General features: G+C 67.6%; 3 protein-coding genes and 1 pseudogene. 2 read left to right on the top strand and 2 right to left on the bottom strand.

What is annotated here, in order from left to right; genetic code table 11:
* Positions 1–861 (top strand): flavodoxin-dependent (E)-4-hydroxy-3-methylbut-2-enyl-diphosphate synthase (gene ispG, locus B4L36_RS10980; protein ID WP_292956832.1); only part of this gene is annotated, 861 nt, incomplete at its 5' end.
* 110 nt (positions 862–971) lie between these two features.
* Here ispG and B4L36_RS10975 read toward each other — a convergent pair.
* Together B4L36_RS10975 and B4L36_RS10970 are read right to left on the bottom strand one after the other, a co-directional pair.
* The gene (locus B4L36_RS10975) at positions 972–2,108 is read right to left on the bottom strand and encodes a saccharopine dehydrogenase C-terminal domain-containing protein (RefSeq protein ID WP_292956829.1); all 1,137 of its coding nucleotides are present in this window, start codon (positions 2,106–2,108) and stop codon (positions 972–974) included.
* Between the two features lie 2 nt (positions 2,109–2,110).
* Positions 2,111–3,166 (bottom strand): saccharopine dehydrogenase, encoded by a 1,056-nt coding sequence (locus B4L36_RS10970; protein ID WP_292956826.1) that lies wholly within the window; start codon positions 3,164–3,166, stop codon positions 2,111–2,113.
* A gap of 150 nt (positions 3,167–3,316) precedes the next feature.
* Here B4L36_RS10970 and B4L36_RS10965 point away from each other — a divergent pair.
* Positions 3,317–3,517 (top strand): annotated as a pseudogene (locus B4L36_RS10965) (MBL fold metallo-hydrolase); the annotation flags it as partial.

Here is a 3,517-nt window from a genome sequence, read left to right as displayed (position 1 = left end):
ATCCATTTCCACTACAAGCGCGCGATCGAGGCCGCCGAGGCCGGCGCCGCCTGCCTGCGCATCAATCCCGGCAATATCGGCAGCGCCGCGCGGGTGCGCGAGGTGATCCGCGCCGCCCGCGACCACGGCTGCTCGATCCGCATCGGCGTGAATGCCGGCAGCCTCGAAAAACACCTGCTGGAGAAATATGGCGAACCCTGCCCCGATGCGATGGTCGAATCCGGGCTCGATCACATCCGGATCCTGGAGGACAACGATTTTCACGACTTCAAGATCAGCGTGAAGGCCAGCGACGTGTTCCTGGCCGCCGCCGCCTATCAGCAACTGGCCGAGGCGACCGACGCGCCGATCCATCTGGGCATCACCGAGGCCGGCGGGCTGCGCGGCGGCACGGTGAAATCCGCGGTCGGGCTGGGCAACCTTCTCTGGGCCGGGATCGGCGACACGATCCGCGTCAGCCTGTCGGCCGATCCGGTCGAAGAGGTGAAGGTCGGGTTCGAGATCCTGAAATCGCTGGGGCTGCGGACGCGCGGCGTGCAGATCATTTCCTGCCCGTCCTGCGCGCGGCAGGGCTTCGATGTCATCAAGACGGTCGAGGCGCTGGAACAGCGGCTGGAACATATCAAGACGCCGATGAGCCTGTCGATCATCGGCTGCGTGGTGAACGGTCCCGGCGAGGCACTGATGACCGATCTGGGCTTTACCGGTGGCGGCGCGGGCAGCGGCATGATCTACATGGCCGGCCGCCAGAGCCACAAGATGTCGAACGAACAGATGATCGACCACATCGTCGATCTGGTCGAGAAACGCGCCGAGATGATCGAGGCCGAAAACGCCACGGCCGAGACAGCGGCGGAATAGCTTTCCGTCTCAGGGCCGGCCCGCCCGCGATGGTGGCGCCCCACAGGGCCGTGGTCGCCGATCGATCCCTTGCCCCGGCAGAGGCGCGTCTGGCGGCGCCCTCGCGATCCTCAGCCCAGGTGATCCACCTTTTCCAGATGCTGCGCGATCTGGCCGATCTCGGCCAGCCACTCGGCGATCAGGTCGGGCGCATCCGGCGCGGCATGGACACCCGGCGCGATGCGCCCGTCCCGCACTGCCGCGATCGCCAGCGCGACCGGCGTCGAGACGAGTCGGGCCATCGCAGTGCGATCCCGATCGCCCTGCGCATCCATCACCCATTCCTTGTGCCAGACCGCCGCGCCGTCGCGTTCGGCGCGCAGGGCCACGAACAGCACGACCCGGTCGGGTTCACCCTCGGCATAGGCATTGTCGCGCCAGAATTCCTCGGCCATCTGGCGCAGGCGCGGTTCGGCGGCCTCGCCGTCCAGGGCCTCGATCTCGTCGAAAACGGGCGCCCATGCCTCGGCCCAGCCCTTCAGCCGGATGGTGCCGCGCACGAAATCCTGCAGGTTCCAGTCGGGATCAAAGCCATATTGCCGCACGAAGGGCAGCGAGTCGCGGTTCGGATAGATCTCGAAATGTTCGGGCACGGGCAGGGGCGCGTCGTAACCCTCGATCGCGTGCCAGGGACGGGACACGTCGCGCACCGCACCGCCGCGCAGGGATCTTGACGGTGCGCGCAGGGCCCGCAGCACGCCCAGCGGCGACCAGCTGAACTTGTAGCGGAACGGATTGGGATATTTCGGAATCCCGCCGCAATACGAGGTAAAGCGGACCATATCGCCCGGCCGCGCCGCACGACGGAAATCCGCCACCAGATCATGTGCCATGAGATGATCGATGCCGGGATCCAGGCCGACCTCGTTCACCAGCGCCACACCCGCGGCCTTCGCCGCCTGATCCAGCGCCGCCATGTCCGGCGCGATATAGCTGGAACTGACGAAATGCGCGCCCTTGCCGATGGCCATCCTCGCCAGCGCCAGGTGCTGATCGGCAGGCAACATCGACACGATGATGTCGCCCGGCCCCACCGCGTCTTCCAGCGCGGTAAAGCTGTAGCAGCGGATGTCGCCCGCCAGGTCGCCCACGGCCTCGCGCGCCCTGGCCTCGGTCCGGTTCCAGACCGTGACCGGCGCGCCCGTTCGCAGCAGCCTGCGCAGGCCGGGAATGGCGCTGAGGCCGGTGCCGATCCAGTGGATTGTCATGGTCAAACCCTTTCCAGATGATCGCGAAAGATCGACCGGGCGCGGCCCCACGGGCCTTGTTCGGGCCGGTCCAGCTGCGCCAGGACGGGCAGCAATTGCGCCGCGTAGTCCTGCGAGGATTCGCGCGGCAGCATCGAGGGCAGATTGTCGATGGCCATCACGTCCAGCGGCGGATTGTCGGCCACCCGCAGCACCGGGGCATCCCATGTCGTCGTGCGCTCATAGACCTTGATCGGGGAAAAATCGCTGGTCGGGTCGCAGGCCACATCGCCGATCACCCGCAGCGCACGGCCCGGCGCCACCGCGCTGGCCGGCACGAAAACCGGGGCGCCGGGCCGGGCGAGGATCGCATTGACGAAAATCTCGTGCGCCAGGATTTCGGGAAAGACGCCGCCATGCGCGGTCTCCTCCATGTCCCAGCGGGTCACGGGCACGCCCATCGCCGACAGCAGATCGGCCGCGCCCCTGCCCACGCGCCCCTTGGCGCCGATGACGATGGCATGGGGCCGGGGCCGGGCCGTGGCATCCATCTGCGCGCGCAATTCCTCGATCAGCCGGTGCTGGTCAGCATAGGCATGGACCGGCCCGCAGATGCCGCCGCCGATCTGCGCGACCCAGGCTTTCAGCGACACGGCGGCACCGGCATAGCCGGCCCAATAGCCGAAGGCGGCCAGTCTCCGCCCCTCATCGTCGGTCAGATATTCCAGATCCAGCAGCGTGCCACCGCCATGGCGAAAGCGCCGCAGCAGCACCTGCCCGGCGGGCTGTCCCTTGAAGGCGTGACCGAACATGATGTGGCTGTGCGGCAGGGCCGAGCCGTCGTCGGGCAATTCCTTCAGCCCGAAGATGATCGCGTCCGTGGGGGCATCGGGCCAGGACCCCTCGGGCACGATCTCGGCCCCGGCCCTGGCATAGGCTGCGGTCGGGATCACCCGGCGCGGGCTGTCCTCGACCGTCACCGCCATCCCCTGCGCGATCAGAGCCGCGACCCCATCGGGCGTGATTCCCACGCGATCTTCGTTCGGGCGGCATTCTGCCCGCACCCACAGATGTGTCACGAAACGCCCCTTCATCCTCGCGTGGCTTTCGGAAACCGTGTCTAGGGCAGCCCCGCGTCCACGGCAAGCGACGCGACCGGCGACAGCGGAACCGGATCTTCGCGAACCGCGTTGACCCTCTGATCCAACCTGCCAGCAGGAGGCACTTTCATGCATTTCACCCGCCGTTCCGGTCTCACGACCGCTGCCCTCGCGCTTGGCGCCTCGGCGCTGCCCCGCATCCTGCTGGCTCAGGACAAGGCGTCCGCGTCCTTCCGCTTTCCCGTGGAGGGCGGCGAGGTCGTCGTTTATCCGGTCGAACACGCCTCGATGGTGATCGAGACGCCCGGCGGCGTGATCTATGTCGATCCG

It is taken from the genome of Paracoccus sp. UBA889 (genome assembly GCA_002294185.1).
In the GTDB taxonomy this organism is placed as follows: Bacteria; Pseudomonadota; Alphaproteobacteria; order Rhodobacterales; family Rhodobacteraceae; genus Paracoccus.
The sequence above is the reverse complement of the archived record's forward strand: the minus strand, read 5'-3'. Positions and strand labels throughout refer to the sequence as shown.